17 protein-coding genes are annotated in these 17,869 nt (G+C 58.4%); 7 read left to right on the forward strand and 10 right to left on the reverse strand.

Features of this window, described 5'->3' with window-relative positions; translation table 11 throughout:
• Positions 1-11: 11 nt before the first annotated feature.
• The 3 genes from WCX19_RS11560 (at position 12) to WCX19_RS11570 (ending at position 4,417) form a co-directional block, all read left to right on the forward strand.
• Positions 12-1,832, forward strand: a complete 1,821-nt coding sequence (locus tag WCX19_RS11560) for a DUF2207 domain-containing protein (protein WP_373008262.1) — start codon at positions 12-14, stop codon at positions 1,830-1,832.
• Positions 1,833-1,962: 130 nt separating this feature from the next.
• Positions 1,963-2,553, forward strand: a complete 591-nt coding sequence (locus WCX19_RS11565) for a PPC domain-containing DNA-binding protein (RefSeq protein ID WP_373008264.1) — start codon at positions 1,963-1,965, stop codon at positions 2,551-2,553.
• Between the two features lie 22 nt (positions 2,554-2,575).
• Complete coding sequence (locus tag WCX19_RS11570; RefSeq protein ID WP_373008266.1) at positions 2,576-4,417, forward strand: YgiQ family radical SAM protein; 1,842 nt, start codon at positions 2,576-2,578, stop codon at positions 4,415-4,417.
• Positions 4,418-4,420: 3 nt separating this feature from the next.
• Here the strand turns inward: WCX19_RS11570 and WCX19_RS11575 are convergent, their stop codons facing one another.
• On the reverse strand, positions 4,421-5,770 hold the full coding sequence (locus WCX19_RS11575) for a mannose-1-phosphate guanylyltransferase/mannose-6-phosphate isomerase (protein WP_373008268.1): 1,350 nt from the start codon (positions 5,768-5,770) through the stop codon (positions 4,421-4,423).
• Between the two features lie 282 nt (positions 5,771-6,052).
• Here WCX19_RS11575 and WCX19_RS11580 point away from each other — a divergent pair, with 282 nt between their 5' ends.
• On the forward strand, positions 6,053-6,739 hold the full coding sequence (locus tag WCX19_RS11580) for a C39 family peptidase (protein ID WP_373008270.1): 687 nt from the start codon (positions 6,053-6,055) through the stop codon (positions 6,737-6,739).
• A 98-nt stretch (positions 6,740-6,837) separates the two neighbouring features.
• Here WCX19_RS11580 and WCX19_RS11585 read toward each other — a convergent pair whose 3' ends face one another.
• The 9 genes from WCX19_RS11585 to WCX19_RS11625 form a co-directional block, all read right to left on the reverse strand.
• Positions 6,838-7,332 (reverse strand): carboxymuconolactone decarboxylase family protein, encoded by a 495-nt coding sequence (locus tag WCX19_RS11585; protein WP_373008272.1) that lies wholly within the window; start codon positions 7,330-7,332, stop codon positions 6,838-6,840.
• A gap of 6 nt (positions 7,333-7,338) precedes the next feature.
• Positions 7,339-8,277: a methanogenesis marker 7 protein gene (locus WCX19_RS11590; protein WP_373008274.1), complete on the reverse strand. Its 939-nt coding sequence runs from the start codon at positions 8,275-8,277 to the stop codon at positions 7,339-7,341.
• Positions 8,274-8,855, reverse strand: a complete 582-nt coding sequence (locus WCX19_RS11595; protein WP_373008276.1) for a methanogenesis marker 17 protein — start codon at positions 8,853-8,855, stop codon at positions 8,274-8,276. Before WCX19_RS11595 ends, WCX19_RS11590 begins: the two co-directional genes overlap by 4 nt.
• Entirely contained in the window at positions 8,842-10,095 is a 1,254-nt protein-coding gene (locus tag WCX19_RS11600) for a methanogenesis marker 15 protein (protein WP_373008278.1), read from the reverse strand. Before WCX19_RS11600 ends, WCX19_RS11595 begins: the two co-directional genes overlap by 14 nt.
• Complete coding sequence (locus tag WCX19_RS11605) at positions 10,092-10,538, reverse strand: methanogenesis marker 5 protein (RefSeq protein WP_373008280.1); 447 nt, start codon at positions 10,536-10,538, stop codon at positions 10,092-10,094. The genes WCX19_RS11600 and WCX19_RS11605 overlap by 4 nt, the downstream gene beginning before the upstream one ends.
• Positions 10,539-10,543: 5 nt before the next feature.
• Positions 10,544-11,002, reverse strand: a complete 459-nt coding sequence (locus WCX19_RS11610; RefSeq protein WP_373008282.1) for a methanogenesis marker 6 protein — start codon at positions 11,000-11,002, stop codon at positions 10,544-10,546.
• A complete protein-coding gene (locus tag WCX19_RS11615) occupies positions 10,999-12,525 on the reverse strand; it encodes a methanogenesis marker 3 protein (RefSeq protein ID WP_373008284.1) in 1,527 nt (508 codons plus the stop codon). The genes WCX19_RS11610 and WCX19_RS11615 overlap by 4 nt, the downstream gene beginning before the upstream one ends.
• Positions 12,526-12,537: 12 nt before the next feature.
• On the reverse strand, positions 12,538-14,151 hold the full coding sequence (gene atwA, locus WCX19_RS11620; RefSeq protein WP_373008286.1) for a methyl coenzyme M reductase system, component A2: 1,614 nt from the start codon (positions 14,149-14,151) through the stop codon (positions 12,538-12,540).
• 70 nt (positions 14,152-14,221) lie between these two features.
• Entirely contained in the window at positions 14,222-15,052 is an 831-nt protein-coding gene (locus WCX19_RS11625) for an HAD family hydrolase (RefSeq protein ID WP_373008288.1), read from the reverse strand.
• Between the two features lie 61 nt (positions 15,053-15,113).
• Between WCX19_RS11625 and WCX19_RS11630 the strand changes: the two genes are divergently transcribed.
• From WCX19_RS11630 to WCX19_RS11640, 3 genes are all read left to right on the forward strand, one after another.
• A complete protein-coding gene (locus WCX19_RS11630; RefSeq protein WP_373008290.1) occupies positions 15,114-16,076 on the forward strand; it encodes a ribose 1,5-bisphosphate isomerase in 963 nt (320 codons plus the stop codon).
• Between the two features lie 143 nt (positions 16,077-16,219).
• Complete coding sequence (gene dapF, locus WCX19_RS11635; RefSeq protein ID WP_373008292.1) at positions 16,220-17,038, forward strand: diaminopimelate epimerase; 819 nt, start codon at positions 16,220-16,222, stop codon at positions 17,036-17,038.
• Between the two features lie 420 nt (positions 17,039-17,458).
• Positions 17,459-17,698 (forward strand): hypothetical protein, encoded by a 240-nt coding sequence (locus WCX19_RS11640; RefSeq protein ID WP_373008294.1) that lies wholly within the window; start codon positions 17,459-17,461, stop codon positions 17,696-17,698.
• The last annotated feature ends 171 nt before the right edge of the window (positions 17,699-17,869 follow it).

Below are 17,869 nucleotides of genomic sequence, written 5' to 3' on the forward strand. Positions count from 1 at the left end.
GAGGAATTGCGGTGAGTGAAACACGACAGATCGCCGGCATTTTCATTGTCGCCCTGGTCCTGGGTATCGTTGGCCTGATCCTTGTCACGGTGATCCCGCCCCTTATCCAGAATGACCTTGTTGTCGACTCGTACGATGCGACGCTGTATGATAACGGTACCCTCGAGGAACAGTACATTTACAACGTGCATTCGTCCGGCGAGTACCGGATGCTGTACCGCTCGTGGGAATCTTCGCTCGTGTTTACCAGCAGCAACGAGCCGTATATCCAGTTCGTTTCGATAGTACCGCCACCCGGTACTACCGGCTATGCAAAGGATGCCTCTTCTGCGGTTCGAGTAACGGGTTCCTCCGGGACATCATCGGAAGCACAGATTGGCCACCTGGCTGAAACAAACGAAGTGGGAATTTTTAACCCCGGTTACTTTTCCGAGGGGACCTACACGGTCCAGACCACGTACGTGGTGCATCCCCCCATAGAAGATGACGGGACGACCGCCCATCTCAATATCAAACTTGCAGGGACGACGCACATACCCTACCAGGATGTCAGGATCACGGTTCCGGCAGAGGGTATTGAGCAGATCTATGTGTACCCCCCGACCCTGACCGCTGAAAAGACCGGAAATACCTACACGATTACCGGCAGCGCCGCAGAAAATGAGAATATTGCCGTTGAAATGCTCGCCAGCGGGAACGGATTTGGCCAGATGCCGGGATTCCGGAGCGAGGCCACAAACCTTCAGTCGAAAGCAGCGTCTGCGAATTTCTGGTATAATCTTCCTTATTCGGTTGCCACCCTCCTGAATTACCTGGCGAAAGTGGCCGTGCTTCTTGTTCCGTTCCTCCTGCTTCTCATCTATTACCGCTACGGGCAGGAGAGACCGTTCACCGTTACGACATACCTGAGCACCATCCCGAACCCGGCACTCAAGCCCTGGCAGGTCAACCTGCTCTTCAAAGGTGATGCGCTGGATTTCGATAAGGACGGGTATTACGCGACCATCCTCGACCTGCACCGGAGAAAGCTGCTCTCGGTGACAAGCAAGGGGGAGGGGAAGGGTTTTGTCATCAAAGTACTGTCCACGGCGACAACAGACCCGTATGAGCAGCGGGTTATCGCGTTTATCCAGCAGCTCGCTGAGAACGGCGCCCTTGATTCCGACAGTATCGGATCGCTGGTCAGCACGGCCCGGTCTGACCGCATTGCCGAAGAAAAAGTCTTACGGTACCAGAAAAACCTTTCAGATGTTACGACCCGGGCTGATACCTCGATCTCCTACCAGTACATGGTTGACGGGAGGGATCACCTCACGCCTTTCTTTGCCATAAGTGCTGTCGGTTTTGCCATCAGCCTTATCTTTGCACTTGTCCTCCCGATGCAATCCTTCATCCTGTATCCGGCCGTTGTCCTGTGGATCATTGTCCTTGTGCAGCTGGGCATTGCGTGGGCTGCGCCCTCCACGTTATTCGGGCACTGGAAAGAGGATCATTACAAGGACAAGCTGGAATGGGATGCCTTTACCCACTTCCTGTCCGATATGGCCATGATCCGGAAATATGCCCCCGAAGATCTCCCTATGTGGGGCGAATGGCTGGTCTACGGTACTGCGCTTGGAGTCGGTGACAAGGTGGAGCAGGCGATGAAGGCGCTCAACATCCCGGTGGCAGAGACCGGGGTACCACTCGGTGTTATGGGCATGTATTCAGGATTCATGCCGCTCAGCATGTATACCCCGCCGAACCAGGGTGGTTCCGGTGGCGGGTTCGGAGGGGGAGGCGGCTTTGGCGGTGGCGGAGGGTTTGGCGGCGGAGGAGCCGGGGGAAGATAAACTGCGCGACAGGATCCCTCTTACACCTGTACAGGTGAGGTCTGCCGCGATTTCTCTTTTTTAGACGGAAAAGAGATATAAATCCGCGCCAATCCTATGAATACCCAGATAGGAAATTAAGAGCGCTCACATGCAATATTCTGAAGGTCGGCTCGGCAGGGTATTCGTCGTGCGAATTGACGACGGCGAGGATTTTTTAGCGGTCATGCACGAGTTCGTCCGCAACAAAGCGGTGCATACCGGTACCGTCCTTTTTCTTGGCGCACTCAGGCAGGGCCGGATGGTGACCGGTCCCGAGGAAGCAATACTCCCCCCCGATCCGCATTATGTCATGTTTGAAGGAGGCTGGGAGATGGTGGGCATCGGCACCATCTGCCCGGGGGATGACGGCCCTGCACTCCATTACCACGCGTCGGTCGGCCGGGCCGGTCACGCGCTGACCGGGTGCCTGCGGGAGAAGGCCATCACCTATATCGTTGCCGAAGCGATCGTCCTCGAATTTACCGGGCTTGATATCCGCCGCCAGCTTGACGAAAAGACCCAGGTGATCCTGCCGGTCCATAAAAGAGACGAGGCGACCTTAATGTCCCCCCCACCCGGGACGGAAAGCACACCGGCAGAAGAACCCGAATCCAAAAAGGAAGAGGCGGCAACAAAAGATGAGGACACCGGGGGGCTTGCCGAAATTATCCGCGATCTCACCCGGCGGCCCCGGGCCTGATCCGAATAAATCCCCGGTTTTTATGAAAACACAGCCCGCGTTCCTTCCTGTCTCCCAAAAAGAGGGAGCGGTTCTTGGCATCGAAGAGTTTGATATTATCCTTGTCACGGGCGATGCATACGTCGACCACCCCTCCTTTGGCACGGCGCTTATCGGCCGGGTCCTCTGGGATGCAGGCTTTTCTGTCGGCATTATTGCCCAGCCGGACTGGAAAAGCAACCGGGACATAACGGCGCTCGGGAAACCCCGGCTCTTCTTTGGCATCTCGTCCGGTAACGTCGACTCGATGGTGAATAACCTCACGCCGAACCTGAAACGGCGGAGCTCGGACGTCTATTCTCCCGGGGGAGAACCTCGTCGCCCGGATCGGGCCACAGTTGTATACGCGAACCTTGTCCACGCTGCGTACCCGGGCGTCCCGATCGTTATCGGCGGGATAGAGGCGAGCCTGCGCAGGTTTGCGCACTACGATTACTGGCAGGACCGGGTGCGCCAGTCGATCCTTGCCGATGCCCCGGCAACTCTCCTTGTCTACGGTATGGGCGAACGGCAGATGACCGAGATCGCCCGGCGCCTCGACGGAGGTGAACCGGCCCGTTCGCTGCGGGATATCCGGGGGACTTCGTATACGATGGAAGTAGCCGAGTGGCGCACCGCCCGGCCGGATGGAATCGTCGAGATCCCATCCTTTACGGAAGTGTCGCAAGACAAGACCGCGTACGCCCGGGCCTTTGCACTTCACTACCAGGAACAGGACCCGGTCCGGGGAAAACCGGTCGCCCAGCCCCACCCGAAGACGGTTGTCGTCCAAAACCCCCCGGCGCTTCCTCTCACGACGGCAGTACTCGATCATATCTACGAACTCCCCTTCTCCCGTCGGGCCCACCCGTCGTACCAGAAGCCGGTCCCGGCCCTTGAACCGGTCCAGTTCTCGGTCGTGAGCCACCGGGGGTGCTTTGGGGGCTGCTCGTTCTGCGCCCTCACCCATCACCAGGGCAGGATCATCCAGAGCCGGAGTATCGGATCTGTTGTCCGCGAGGTGACCCGGATGGCCGCGATGCCGGAATTTAAGGGAATTGTTCAGGACGTGGGCGGCCCGACGGCAAACATGTATGCGATGGAATGCGGCCGGTGGGAGAAGGCGGGTGCCTGCCCGGATAAGTCCTGCACCCCGGCGTGCAAGACCCTCAAAACGAGTCACCGGCAGCTCACCGAACTCCTGAAAAAGGTGAGCGGGGTGCCGGGTGTGAAAAAGGTATTTGTCGGTTCCGGGATCCGGTACGATCTCGTCCTCGCCGATGATCCCGGTTCCGATTATCTCTCGCAGCTCTGCGACCGACACGTCTCCGGTCACCTCAAGGTCGCCCCTGAACATGTCAGCCCAAAGGTCACCGCTGCGATGAACAAACCGGACGGTGCGGTCTTCGACCGGTTCCGGGACCGGTTCGAGGCGCTCCAGAAAGGAAAACCCAGACGCCAGTACCTTGTTCCCTATTTTATGTCCGGCCACCCGGGCTGCACGGTTAATGACATGGTCGAGCTCGCCGAGTATATCCGGGATCGCCAGCTCTACACCGAGCAGGTACAGGATTTCACGCCGACTCCCATGAGTGTCTCCACGTGCATGTACTACACCGGCATGAATCCGTTCACGCTCGAACCGGTATATGTGCCCAAGGGCCGGGAGAAGAAGATCCAGCGGGCGATGATGCAGTACCGGGAACCGGGAAACCGGGCCCTCGTGCTCGAAGGGCTTTGCATGGCAGGCAGGGGCGATCTTGTCGGGAGCGGAAAAAAGTGCCTGGTTGCCGGGGATGGACCCGGGGACAGGTTCTCACCCCGATATGCGGTATGGCGGAAGTGAGCCCTACTCCCTCCCGTAATCGTCTTCGTACCGGACGATATCGTCCTCTTCGAGATATTCCCCGAGCTGGACCTCGATGACTTCGAGAGGGATCACGCCCGGGTTCCTGAGCCGGTGCCGGATCCCGCTCCTCACAAACGTGCTCTCCCCCTGCCGGAGCAGGGTTGTCTCGCCGTTAAGCTCGACTTCCGCTGTCCCGCTCACGACCACCCAGTGCTCGCTCCGGTGGTGGTGGAGCTGGAGGGAGAGTTTCTGGCCGGGCTTTACGGTCATTCGCTTGATCTTGTAGCCATTCGCATCCTCAAGCACCGTGTACGATCCCCAGGGCCGATGCACCTGCCGGTGGAACTGTGTGACCGGGTCGTTTTGCTTATTGTACCTTTGGACGAGGTCTTTTACCTGCTCCGTGTGCCGGTTGTCACAGATGAGGAGTGCATCGGCCGTATCGACCACGACGAGATTATCCACGCCGATCATCCCCACGCGCTTGCCTGGCGCATGCACGTAGTTGTCCTTTGCCGAAAGGTACTCGGCCTTCCCCACGTTTCCTTCCGCATCGTGCGGGTGGACCTCGTAGAGCGCCTTGAACGTCCCGAGATCGTTCCAGTCCGTATCGAGCGGCACCACGGCCACTTTCTTCGACGGTTCCAGCAGGCCGTAATCGATAGAGATCGAATCCAGTTTTGCGTACTCCGGGACTTTGGCACCGCCAAACGCGGCAGAGAGGCGGGGCTGGTATTTCTTGAGTTCCGCAAAGAACACGGGTACGGAAATAAGGAATATCCCACTGTTCCAGAGGTACCCTTTCTTCACGTACTCCGTCGCGGTCTTTTCATCGGGCTTCTCCTTGAACTGACTGACGATGGATCCAAGGGCAAGCGCTTTTCCCGGCTTAATATACCCGTAGCCGGTGTGGGGCGATGCCGGTTTTACCCCGAACGTGACTAGGTATTCCTGTGCAAGGGGTTCTGCCGCCTTGATCTGGCCGATTGCCAAATCGCCGAGCAGGTGATCGCTCGGGAACACCACTGCGGTGGCATTCTTATCCTCTTTTTTGATCCGCTGCATCGCCCACGCGATCGCAGGCAGCGTATTCTTCTGCTCGGGTTCAGAGAGCACGTGATCGTCCGGGATTGAATACCCCAGATCGTCCATCTGGTTCCTGACAAGATACTGGTGGATCTCGTTTGTCACCACCCAGATCTCATCCTCCCGCGAGAGTTTTGCTGCCCGTTCGCAGGTCTTCTGGAACAGGGAATTTCCTTCCATCGGGATGAACTGCTTGGGGAAATATTCACGCGAGAGGGGCCAGAGTCTGGTCCCCACGCCACCGGCAAGGATAATCGTCTTCATGTATTCGCCTGGTATCTGCACCGGGTGCGGACCCGGTACGGTATTCGTACAGTATTGTGTCCGGGGTTATTCCTTATAAAAGCCGGTCCCGCACGCACTATTTTACGCTGCCGGCGCAGTCTCACACGGCGAGTCGATAAATTTCCTCATCCACAGTTCGGCGCAGGCGACCCGTCAGACCTCGGGGAAAAAAATCCTGCCCAAAACGATCTGCAGATAGTCGAAACAAAAATAAAACCCTATATGGTTCTGTGGCAATTCCCTTTCATTGACGGTGTTGCTATGCACAGATCTGTCCCCTTGTTCATTATTGCCCTTGCTCTCATTGCCGGGCTTATTGTCTCCGCCGGCTGCATGCAGGCATCCGTTTCCCCACAGGACGCTGGTATCCAGAATGCAACGGGATCAGAGAGTGTTCTCTCCACGGTCCCGGATGTCCGGCAGAGCCAGCCCTACTCCTGCGGGGCTGCGTGCTTACTGGCGATCTTCAACTACTGGGGGATCGATATGCGGGAGGGCGTGCTCATGCAGGAACTCAACACCACCGAAGAGGCCGGCACGTCTCCGGATGCGATCGTCCGGGTGGCCCGGGCCCACGGGTTACAGGCGGCGTTGCGGACCAACCTCACGCTGGCCGATCTCGAACGCTCCCTTGCCAACCGGACACCGGTGATCATCGATTGCCAGGCATGGTCGGATACCAGCCCGGCTAACATTTCGTGGGAAGATGACTGGGAGGACGGCCACTACATGATCGTGATCGGGCTGGATGCAGAGAACGTCTATTTCGAGGACCCGTCGCAACTCGGCACCCGCGGTGTGATCCCCCGGCAGGAGTTCATCTCCCGCTGGCACGATTACGAGGGCCCCGCGCCCTTTAATGCAAACTCGACACCCATGTACCATGCCGGGATCTTTATCAGCGGCAGCAAGTCCGCGAACTACCCGACGTTCACGCATGTCGACTGACCCGGCCGGGGGAAGCGACCCGCTCCTGCAATCGGTACATCCGGACAACCTGGAGTATCATCCGAACGGTTCACAAAAAAACAAAAAAGGAAACGGTCTTACTTCTTCTTGCCAGCCGCCCCGGCTTTCTTTTTCCCGGCGGCTTTCTTCTGAGGCACCGCTTTTACATCACAGGGGAAACACTTTTCCAGTTTGTCATCGACGACCCGGTATGCATTGGCGAGTACCGAGGAGTTTGCGATCAAGCCCGAGAGCAGGATCACTTCGAGGATCTCCTCCCGGCTCGCGCCCATCTTGGTCGCTGCCTGCATGTGGTAACTGGTACAGTACGGGCATTTCAGGGCCGCCCCGACCGCCATGCTGATCAGTTCCACGTACTTGGGGTCGAGCTGGCTCGTCTCGGCCACGGTACTCTTGTACAAAAGGTGGGAGATCAACACTTCAGGCCGCTCCCCCAAGCGCTTGAAGATAAGCGGCACCTTGCCGTACTCGTTCTCGATCACCTTAAGCCATTCATCCGCCGTGGCGTCAGCGCCCTGATCAACAATCTGCCGTAACCGGGCCTCAAAATCGTTTTCCTGTTTGCGTCCCATGATACCTCATATCACCGTGTTTGTCTCCGAGAACGGTTTTACCCGGACAATAATGTAGTCCCGCATCCGCGAGGGTTCGATTGCCGCGATATCACCGATTTTTATTCCATCCTCGATCTCGGTCTTCCGGAGCACGTCAGCGTACGTGTCGTACGGCAGTTTCACCCGCAGGCCCGACATCTGCACGGTAAGCGGGGTCGGTGAGGTCACGTCAAGGATGGCTGGCACCTGTTCCCGGATCACATCCATGAGCCGGGCCGGGGAGACCGAGAGCGGGTCTTTTGCGAGTTCCTCGCGGCGCTTTGAGAGGACCCGGGTGATCTCCGCGATGATCTCGTCGAGTTTCTCCAGTTCCTCGGACTCTTTGGTCCGGTGCATGAACCGGCCGACGTTTCCCACGTACCCGTCCACCTTCGGTTCAACGATACGCTGGAGCACTTCCTTGTCCGGGCCACCGCAGAGAACGACCGGCACCTCGATCCCCCGGAGCAGCACCGGCATCTTCTTCTCGATGCAGTGCTCGAAGTTCCCGAGCAGGTACACCGCTATGTCGTGCTCGTTGATGACATCGCGCTCCTCATCGTTGAGGCCCGCGATCCTTTTGCCCACGCCCCGGGCCATCCCGACCATGTTGCTTTTCGCCCCGAGCCTTCGCACGTACTCGGCGATATCGCAGGACGGGTGCGGCAGGTGGTGGATCTCAAGGCTCATACTCACGACCGCGATCTCGGTGCCCACGAGCGGCGAATCGTTCACTTCCCCGGCAAGCGGCTTTCCTATCGTACGGATCAGTTCCACATCTTCCTTTGGCACGAAGCACTGGATCACGACTTCCTGTGCGATCAGGTGCTTCTGGACGATGTAGCCCCCGAGATCCTCTATAAGATCGATGATCTCGTTGTGCCGGTAGACCCCACCCCTGTACGTGATCGGGACGAGGATCATGGCGTTTCCCCCATGAGCGCGAATTTTTCTTTGATAAGGGCAAGGCCGGCGTCCGTCAACGTATCCTCGCTTGCCACAAACGAGAACTTCTCGGCGCCGTAGTTCTCGCTCCTGACCCGGAACCCCTCGGGACAGATGCACTTGAGGGCGTAGACGAGATCCTTGTACAGCGCCTGGCTCGGGTCGGCGATCGCGATCTCCTCGACCTCGCGTGCACTGGCTGGGATCCCGGACAGGATGACCGTGAACCGGTCCGGCTGGTCGACGTGATCTTTCCCGAACCGGTCCCAGAAGATCTTAAGCATCGGGGCAAGCCAGGTCTCGTCAGAGATCGCAAGCGTCATCTTTCCTTCCTGCGGGTTGACGTTCGCGATGTCGCCGACTTTGACCAGCGTCGTTACTTTCTTTAAAACCCCGACCGCGACAAAGATGGGCACCTTCGGGTCAATGTAGACGTGCATCTTGTGGATGACCCGGAGCAGGTTGTGGTCGAGGAGGACGTCGTTTGTGATCTGCTTGTAGTACTCGCCGCCCAGCTTCTCGGTGCACTCCACTTCAAAGTACTCAATGGCCTGCATCTGTCCCGTCCTTTACAAACCCTGATGCCAGCAGCGCCGAACCAACCGCACCGATGTACTGCGAGTGCGGCGGGACGACAACTTTGATCTTCAGGAGTTCGCCCATCGCGTGCACCAGCCCCTCGATGAGCGAGGTGCCGCCGACCATGAGCACGGGCTCCTTGATGTCCACTTCCTGGAGCTGCTGCTCGAAGACCTGTTCGGCTACGCTGTGACAGGCCGCTGCCGCCACATCCTCCCGGGTGCTGCCGGCGGCAAGGGCGTTTACGAGGCTCTGGGTGCCAAAGACGATACAGTAACTGTTCATCGGCACCCGGCCGCCCATGCCTTTCATCGCAAGGGGCCCGAGTTCGGTGATATCGACCCCGAGGCGTTTTGCGGTCATCTCCAGGAACCGGCCGCTTGCACCGGCACAGATGCCGCCCATCGTGAAGGTGCCGGGGATACCGTCCATCACGGTAATCGCCTTGTTGTCCATGCCCCCAATATCGATCACGGTCGCCGGCCCGTGCTGCGTATTGGCGAGATAGACCGCGCCTTTGGAGTTCACGGTCAGTTCTTCCTGGATCAGGTCAGCCCCGAACTCTTTACCCACCAGGAAACGCCCGTAGCCGGTCGTCCCGATGGCCTGGACGTCTTCGAGTTTCATTCCCGCTTCGGCCAGAGCATTGTCGACAACACTGTGGGCGCTCTTGAGCACCTCTCCTGTCGGCAGCCAGCCTTTGCCGATGATCTTGTTGTCCTTCATCAGGATGGCCTTTGTTGTCGAGGAGCCGGAATCGATCCCGAGCGTTATTCCCTCCTGGACTTCGCGGGCAAGAAGTGCCCTTCTCCGGGCAATGGTCGTTAAGGCCTCCATCCGGGTAAGGAGGGTTCCCGAGGTCGTCCGCTCGGTAAACGAGTAACTGACGACCGGGAGTTTTGAGTTTTCGAGGATATAGCGCCTGAGTTCGTTTCGTACGATCGCGGCCTCGGCGCACCGGAAACAGGTTGCGATAAAGACCGCGTCTGCGTCCACCCGGCCTTCGACAAGCGCAATCGCCCGCGCAATAGCGAGTTTTAAGTCGGGACTCCTGACTTCAAGGCCGAACTTTTCAAAGTCCCGTACGATATCCTTGAGCGCGATATCCGGGAAGAAGATCTCGCCGTTCACCGACCGGGCGGCCGTGTTAATCTCTTCTTGGACTCCTGAGTAATCTGCCCCGCAGGAGAGCTGGGCGATCCGTACCGGGGCGGTCATTTCTTTCCTCCGAGCTCGGAAAGGAACCGTTTGATTGCCGCGACAAACTGCGTGCCCTCGCCCTCGTTTCGCGGGTATTCCAGTTCGAGTTTTGGCATATCCTTCTGCCGGATTAAAAATTTTAAGAGTTCGTTTGTCCTCGCGCAGCCCATGCAGCCGAACGCGAGGTCGGCATTATTGATGATGATCGCGGCATCGCATTCCTCCACCATCGGGCCGTAGAGCGCCATGCGCCCCCGCACCCCGCTCGGGACTTCAACTGCCGCCCAGCGGAGCCCTTTTTTTGGTTCCTCCGGTGTTATCTGGAGCGGTGAGGATTCGAGGCCCGGGGTCTGGACGCGTTCGCGGATCGCAAGCGCAGATCCGAGCGGGGTGTGCCCGAACCGGGTTACCATATCTGAAAGGATCAGGCTCGTTGCGGGGTAAATGAATACTTTTGCCATGGTTTTCAGGGCTCCTGTGCATCGATCATTTTCTTTAGGGTGTACACGTCCAGCCGGTGTGCAGAGAGCGTGGCGGCTGGTGCCGGGACGGTTGCGGCATCGCGCTTGTCCAGTTCTTCAAGGGCGTGGGAAATGTACGGGAGTATTCCCATCTCGAACTCGATCCCGTGGAAGCCGGGCCGTGCACCGCCAAGCGACGCCCGGCACCTCCGGGCATCTCCCGGCGGAAAACCCCGGTCCTTGACAAAGATATGCGCCGGGTCCATCTTTCTCACTTCGGCAATCACCCGGTCGACATCCGCCTCTTTTCCCATGATGACCAGGCCAAAACAGTTCTCCTTAACCATCACGCCCTTTGCTATCTCGTATGCCCGGATCGCGACATCAGACGGGGTCACGTTGTACGATTCCACGACAACGTACCGGGTCACGGTCCCGACGTTTGCCGGGTTGTAGTCAGTCATTTTTTCACCTCGCGGATATACACCGTCTGCCGCTCCTTTACGCCTTTTAATTTTGCCGTATCGATCACGCGCCCGATGATGTTCGTTCCTTCAAACGGTTCCGAGGTCGGGCCGAACTCCTTGTTCGCCGACAACCGCACCCCCACAAGCCCGGTGCCTTTGCGCGAATCGTTCGTGATGGCAAGCGTAGCGGCAGGGACTTCATCAGTCGGGCAGTTCTCCGGGTAAATCTTGACGGTAGTCGGGATCTTCGGCTTGAAGAGATACACATCGTCAAAAACAAAGAACGCCGGCATCATCCCGGCGTCATGCTCAGCAAGCCCGGTGATCCTGCGGAACACCCCGCAGCTCTCGGGAGCCCGTGCATCGTCAAGTTCGAGATCGACCACCTGCGCAAACGGCGCTGTCGTCACCGTTGCCGCACGTTCGGCAAGCACGTCAAGCGTCGTGCCCGGTTCCTGCGACACCACGATCCGGTCTGCACTGTCTTTATCGATGGCAAGGGCGATCCCCCGGGCTGCGGCGATCTTCTTTGCCTCGGGAAGGGGCAGGCCAAGGAGATCGATACGCGACGGCACCACCCGGGTGGAGAGAAGGTCGCCCTCTTTTGCGAGTTTCACGAGTTCGATCCCGTGAACGACCTGCCCGACCACGCTGTGAGCCGGGCTGCTTGGGACATCTGCCCGGTAGATATACACGCCCCCGACTGAAGGCCCCCCGGTGCGCACGGTCACCGTGCCCTCGCGCCGCGGGCGTTTGAACTGGGCGGGGACATCGGTGCCGACCAGTCTCTGGTCGAGGATATGGGTGCTTGTCGCACGCCCGACCGTAAACCTCCCGGACTGGAGGGCAAGGAGCAGGTGCTCGACGCTTCCTGCCGCCTCGATCGTTATCCGCTCAGGGGTATACCCCTGAGCCATCACTTCGACCCGGGTCACGATCTGCATCCCCTCATCGAGCGTAAGGGTCATGTCCGTGGTGGTAAACGACCGGCTGGTGTCCGCCCAGCTGATGACCGGCTCGGTTTTGGTCACCCGGTCGCCCGTCGCCCACCGGTCGAGCACGGCTTTCCCGCTCACGACCCGGCCGACCACGCCGCCGGTCTCATCGGCTCCGTGATCCGCAAGGTGGCGGCTTTTTGAAAAGAGAAGGTACGAGGTCTTCGGGTCGTATCCGCCGCAGCCGAGGATCACATCGCCCCGTTCATAGAGATGGGGTTTGCGTGCCGGGCGGATGTCGGAGGGAAACGGGCCAAAAGCGGCAGCGTACCGGTCTGTCCAGTGGAGCACGAGGCTCTTCTCCGCATCCGGCCGTTCAAGCACATCCAGCTCGCGGCCGGCCAGTTCAAGGGTGATCTCCCCGGCAGTGGTACTGACTTCGATGCTCTCGGTCTTTTCCTGCTCCTGGGTCGCGGGCCGGATAATGGCGACAGCGCAAGCTGCAGGCTGGTCTGAAACGAGCGTGGAAAGCGGGGATCCCTCGCTGACTTCACGAAGTTCCCCGTCAAGATGAACACGGATCATGTGTCCCTCGAATCAGGCTGGAGGCTGGCTCATAACCTTGCGTTCGTCGTCGGTCAGGTGGGCGAGTACCTCGGCGGTCTTCCCGATCTCGACGATCTTCCCGCCCCGCATCAGGGCAATCCTGTCGCAGACATCCCGCACGAACTCCATATCGTGCGAGACTACGATAAATGTCTCATCGATCTCGTCCCGGGAGTGCATGATGGAGTGCTTCACGTCGATCTTCGTGATCGGGTCCATGGTGCCGGTCGGCTCATCGAGGATCACGATCTTGGGCTCCCGGATCAGCACCTGTGCGAGGGCAACCCGGTGGCGCTCCCCTTCCGAGAGCTGGGCCGGCATCCGGTCGAGGATCTCTTTGCTCTTTTCCTCGGAGAACCCGGCCATCTTCAAGGTGACAATCGCCTTTCGCATGGCCAGTTCCTTGGGGAATTCAAGGCCGATCGCATCGGTGAGGTTATCGAGCACCGTCCGGTGCGGGTAGAGGTCGTACTCCTGGTGCAGGAGACCGATATACTCTTTCGCCCGGCCCCGTTCTTCGACGCCGGGCTTTGTCATGTCCACCCATTCATCCCCGATCTTGATATTGATCTCCCCGCTCGTGGGCTCGATGAGGCCGGCGATGATCTGCGAGAGCGTGGTTTTTCCCGCCCCGCTCTTTCCGATGATGCCGAAGATCTCCTTGGTGTAGACCTCGAAACTGACGCCGTTTACTGCTTTTACGACACCCCGGTCGACCGAGATATAGCGCTTGATGAGATCCCGGGCCTCCACGATCTTCTCGCCCGCTTCCGTGTGCTCGAACGTCTCCGTGTCGTCGCAGCCTTTCATGAACTCGCTGATCACTTCTTTAGGCGTGCCGATCTTTACGATAGAGCCGTCGACGAGCAGGAGGGCCCGGCTGGCCACGTCCTCGATCACTTGCGAGAAGTGGGAGGTGACGACCATGCCCATGTTGTTGGTCGTTGCTGCCTCGGAGAGCATCGAGTGGACGATCTTTGCCGTCCCGGGGTCAAGCGTGCCGGTCGGTTCATCGGCAAAGAGTAAAAACGGCTCTTTTGCGAGCTGCCGGGCGAGGACGACCCGCTGCTTCTCGCCGCCCGAGAGATCGCGGGCGATATGCATCATCCGGTGCGAGAGCCGGACCTGGTCGATGAGGTCGGCTGCACGGTTGATCGCCTTGTCCGCCGGGTAATTAATATCGTCGAGTGCATGGAGGACGTTCTCGATCACCCTGTCGTCACCGTACAGGGCAAACGTTCGCTGGAACATGATCGCGGTCCGGCGCATGACCCGGCGCTTCAGGGCCTCGTTTGTCTCGTTCCAGAGATCCACATCGATTGCCGCGAGCGTGCCGCCGCAGTGCGGGCATGGCTTGCCGGCAGAACTCGCGACATCCATGTACTCGCACGATGGGCAGGCAGAGACATGGTAGATGATCCTCCCTCGGGTCGGGGGCTGTTCCACGCCCCTCATTAAGTGCATCAGCACGGTCTTGCCGGCACCGCTCCTCCCGATGATCCCGAGAATCTCCCCTTCATGGATCTCGAAGGAGATATTTTTGAGGGCGGGGGTGCCGTCAAAATCCATACAGATATTGTCGACCGTGATCAGTGGAGCCTTCATAGTTCCCTAGTTCCCTTGTAACTAATGTTATTCTGGTCTCATATTACCTTTTATATGCTGCACGTTGTCGTCACGATCGGGAAGCCGGGGGCTGATCGAGCAGGTCCCGGATGATGGGCAGCACGTCGCCGATCTGGCTGACCACAAAATCCGCGGCCTGGAAGAGCTGTTCGGGACGTTCGCCGGCCTGTTGCACGGTCAGGATGGCGGTATCGGCTTTTTTAAAGGCGCAGAGATCGTTGATCCCGTCCCCGACCATGATGACCCGGTCGAATTCGGTTTTCAGATCCTCAACGATCTGCGCCTTGACCGAGGGGGTTGCCACGCCATAGACCCGGTCCCTGGGGATGCCGAGGTGGTCGGCCATGATCTCCAGTTTTGTCGAACGGTCGCCGGATGCGATGTACGTCGGGACGCCCATCTTGTGGAGGGCAGTGATTGTCTCCTTTGCCCCGTCAAACGGCCAGCCTCCCGCGGTGATGGCAAACTCGATGGATTTTTTTGCCATGTTGAGGATCGCCCCGCTGTTGAGCGTGAGCGTGGACTCGTCCTTGCACACCCGCCAGACATCGCGGATACATTCCTGGAGATCGCCGACCCGGGTCTTTTTGTCGGTATATAGCATGTTCCCAATCTCTTCGGCGGTCGTGATCTTCCGGGTACAGCTGATCCCGAATCCCACGTTGTTGTCGGAAAGGTAGGCAGAGAGCAGGGTCTCCGGTGGGGCGGTGATAATATGCTTGGAGTGGACCGGGATAACAATCAGGACACGGTCGGGGGAGGAGAAGGTGAGTGTCGTTGTCTCGATCCCGGGCATGAGTACCTGTCGTGCGACATCCTTTGCCACCCGGTACGTAGAGAGGAGCGTGCCGGCACTGTCAAAAACCACAGCGACTGTCAAGTGTTTCACCCGGTAATAAGTTCTATGTAGGTTCCTGCCTTTATTGAATCAGTGAAGTGTAATGATCGTATCTGAAACTGCAGAGAAGATAAAGAGCATGGAGATCCGGGGGGCGGGGAGGATTGCACGCGCCGTCGCGGAAGCCCTGCGGGACCATGCTCTTTCGGCCCGGGCCACCACGAGCGAAGCGTTCCGGCATGAGATGGAACAGGCCGCCTCCCTCCTCCTTGCCACCCGGCCGACCGCAGTCTCGCTCCCGAACGCCGTCCACATCGTCATGGCAGGCCTCGAAAAAGCCATGACCGTTGACGAGGCCCGGGCAGGTATCATGACCCGGGCCGACGAGTTTATCCGGTCTTCGCAGCACGCGGTGGAACAGATTGCAGGGTTCGGTGCGAGCCACATCCGCGACGGCGATACGATCCTCACCCACTGCAACTCGGAGGTCGCGCTCGGGTGCATTATCGAGGCGCACCGGCAGGGTAAGGAGATCGAGGTCTTTGCAACGGAAGTCCGGCCGAGGAACCAGGGGCTCATTACGATCCGGACCTTAAACGACGCGGGGATCACGACAAATTTCATCGTGGACTCTGCGGTCAGGTCCTTTATCAACGATGTCGATCTCGTGATTGTCGGGGCCGACGCGGTGACCGTGAACGGGGCCGTGGTCAACAAGATCGGGACCGCACAGGTTGCCCATTCCGCCCGCGAGGCCCGGGTGAACGTGATCGTCGCAGCCGAGACCTACAAGTTTGCGCCCCGGACCATTCTCGGGGAACTCATACGGATCGAAGAGCGGCCCGGAAACGAGGTGTTGCCTGACGAGATTGCAAAGACACTTCCCCACGTTACTGTGAGGAACCCGGCCTTTGATGTGACGCCGGCCGAGTACATCGACCTGATCGTGACCGAGAAGGGAGCGATTCCCCCGCAGATGGCCTACGTGATTATCCGGGATTACCTCGGCTGGGGGATCGACGAGTTCCACACCACGTTCGGGCCGGCAGGCTTCAACGGGGAGTAAAAGTATACTTCCCAATTGTCCTGTCAGGACCTTGGGCCGATGCGTTTATTGAAGGACAATCGCAAAAAGAATACCGGACAATCCGGGTATATCCTCATCCCGGGAAACAAGAAGGATACAACCGGATCAACAGGGGAAGTGCGATGGAGATACCCTTTACCAAATTGCACGGGAACGGCAACGATTTCGTGCTCATCGATGAATATGAGGAGACCGTCATCCCTGATGACTTAAAGGCGCATTTTGCTGCCCTCTACTGTGACCGGAGGTTCGGGATCGGGGCGGACGGCATCCTGTACCTCCTGAAGTCTGCAACATCAGATATCCGGATGCGCATCTTCCAGCCCGACGAGAGCGAGGCCGAGATGTGCGGGAACGGGATCCGGTGTATTGCCAAATACGCGTACGATGCCGGGTACATCGGGGAGACCTGTACAATCGAGACTCCTGCCGGGGAAGTCGGTGTGGCTCTTAAGTATACCGGCGAGGATTTTACCGCGACCATCCGTATGCCCACCCCGAAATTCGAGCGCAAAGACATCCCTGCCACCGGGGACGGCGAGTACCGGGAGCGTATCGGGGAGTTCGATGTCTACGCCACAAATACCGGCGTCCCCCACGCGGTGATCCTTGTCGATGCAGTCGACACCATCGATATCGCCGTGGCCGCCCCGCCGATCCGCCACCATGCCGGTTTCTTAAACGGCGCAAACGTGAATTTCGTGCAAAAGACCGGTGATGATTCCATCCGGGTGCGAACGTTCGAGCGCGGTGTCGAAGAAGAGACACTCTCCTGCGGAACCGGCGCGACGGCTTCTGCGGTGATCGTGCACAAACTCGGTTACATGGGCGACACGATCCATGTCGAGACGCAAGGGGGGCCGCTCACCATTCACTTCAAGGATGGCGTGAAGATGGAAGGCCCGGCTGTCACGGTTTTTTCCGGTGTCATCTCATTCTGATCCGTTCTCCTTTTTTTACTTTTTCAGGATTCTTAAAAATGGATTAACATACGCTCTTTGTGGGCTGCCGCACTCTGCCAGCGCGGGCATCCCCCGGCTGGCGATAGTGCCTCAGAAGGTTTCTAAAAGATTCGGAAAAATTGGATGAGCACAGGTTTTCTCCAGAGTCTGTTTTTTTAGCTACTGATCCGTAGCGTGGGCGTCTCATCAGGAGCGGCGGTATTCATCGCACGTATGGGAGGAGCAACGGCAACAGTGCAAAAATCCGGCAAAAAATTCCCGCGCCCCACCGGAAATTTACCGGCCTAAAAAATCCGGGCAGAACCGGTGGCCTGATTCTTTCGACACCCCGATAAGCTAACCAGAACCATCACAGTAATTTAAATACGAACCTGCCGTTCTCCATGGATAAGGGGAAACATGTTCCAGAAATTCTGCACGAGGGTGGAAAGGAAACTGAGGCGCCTTGGTGTCGCACGAAAAGCGGCAGCCAGGTTCGCGAAGTTTTTCTATGTCTCCATGATCACCATGTGCGGACTCTTCGGGCTGTTTTTTGTTATCCCGCAGGAATTGTCCGAACCGATCGCCATTGCCGGGAAGATACACGCGGACACCCGGTATGGTACTCTTCTGCCCGCTGTTTTTATCATACGTCGGTGACCGCCAGTCCGGGCGCTGAAGTGTAATCCTGTACGATGCGGATGGTGCCTAGTGTCTCGTCAACTTTCAAGTGTCGGATAAAGGCGGCGTAATTTTACCCTGGCATCTTCAGTCGTAAATTGCCAATTAACCGTTGCAATTTTGTTATTTCTGAATTTCTGCCACGCTGCC

The sequence above is a fragment of the Methanoregula sp. genome, from assembly GCF_041663825.1.
Classification (GTDB): domain Archaea; phylum Halobacteriota; class Methanomicrobia; order Methanomicrobiales; family Methanospirillaceae; genus Methanoregula.